At 37.1% G+C, this 1,487-nt stretch carries 1 protein-coding gene; it reads left to right on the forward strand.

Annotated features, from left to right (window positions below):
- The first annotated feature begins 137 nt into the window (after nt 1–137).
- A complete protein-coding gene (locus ACFFIS_RS01620) occupies nt 138–1,337 on the forward strand; it encodes an IS4 family transposase (RefSeq protein ID WP_390185885.1) in 1,200 nt (399 codons plus the stop codon).
- Nucleotides 1,338–1,487: the final 150 nt, after the last annotated feature.

Consider the following 1,487-nt stretch of genomic DNA (forward strand, 5'->3'; position numbering starts at 1 on the left):
GACCCATTGGTCTTGCATGCATGGATAAAAATACCATAAGTTGAAAAAATGAACATTTTTATTTACAGAAATAAAAAAAGCTCCTATTGTAGAAGAGACCATACTTGTTCCCAAATCTTCTACAAAGGAGACAACCAATGAATAAAAGTATAGGTCATAAACAGTTAATAAGTCAAAGTTTATCCATTTTACCTACAGAATCTTTTTCATGTCCATTGCTGAATTATGGCTATGACAAGCTTTCTGTGGATGCATTAATGAAGATTTTTGTGGCTGCACAACTAGACAACTGGCAATCTTATGAGGAAATGGAAGAAAAGCTTCGTGCTAACCCTGAGTTTTGCCAATCGATCAACCTTCCAAGTATAAGTGGCGCGCAATTAAGCCGTAGAATTAATGATTTACCAACTGAGCATGCACAAGCGCTTTTTCAAAGCGTAGTACATAAAATTCAGGAGCTAACAAAGAACCATAAAGGAATAAACCCTGAATTAGGACGTTTAAAGATTATTGATTCCACGCATATCAAGCTCCCACCAGAGCTCTGCGATTGGGCATTCGTCACCAAAGGATGGAATGTGGTGAAAATGCACACACGTATCGTTGTCGTTTCAGAGGATATTCATTATCCTGATAAAATTGTTCCTTCTACGGGGAATGTCGCGGATGTTGAAACACCACATTTACTTGTAGAAGAAGACGATGCAACGTACTTAATGGATCGGGGATATCCATCCAAAAAAAACCTAAACGCGTGGCAGAATCAAGATATACTTTTCGTTGTTCGGATTAGAAACACCATGAAAGTTGAACCTATTGAAACCTATGAAATCACTCATCCAGACGTAATTAGGGATGCAAAAGTTACATATACTCGTGCGGAACAGCCGATTCGTTTAGTTGAATTTTTAGATGAGGAAAACAGACTTTATCGGTTAATGACGACGAGATGGGATTTATCGGCAGAACAAATAATGGAGCTATATCGCTGCCGTTGGATGATTGAAACCTTCTTCAAATGGGTAAAACAACATTTAAAATTGGTTAAGATTTGGAGTACAAAACCACAAGGAATGTGGAATCAAATGTTCATTGCCATGGCGGCGTATGGATTAGCCCTAATCTTACAATTACAATTGAAAAGTCCAAGAAATCTATGGCGATTTTTAAGGTTAATGCGAATCTACTTGTATAAAACGTATGATGAATTTATGAAAGAATTACATCACAAAAAGTCCAGAACATCCCGCGGACGACAGAAGGTCCCAATACCGAGTAAAAGGGAGGTAGAGTTTTTAGGGGACGTCGCGATTATCAAGCCACAAAAGAAAAAATAACAAGTAAACTTTCAAAAAATAAATATGTAAAAAAATGGGAACAAGGTCTTTAATAAGCCCTCATCCCCCTTTTTTTATTCAAACAATAAACCGAACTGTAAAATTATTACATGTCTTACATAAGGTTACATTCGTGCAAGGCCTATGGGT

Origin of the sequence: Paracerasibacillus soli (assembly GCF_042432965.1) — a bacterium.
In the GTDB taxonomy this organism is placed as follows: Bacteria; Bacillota; Bacilli; order Bacillales; family Amphibacillaceae; genus Paracerasibacillus; species Paracerasibacillus soli.

Coding starts and splice junctions, on each gene's coding strand:
- ACFFIS_RS01620 (WP_390185885.1), top strand. CDS start 138: ATGAATAAAAGTATAGGTCATAAACAGTTAATAAGTCAAAGTTTATCC.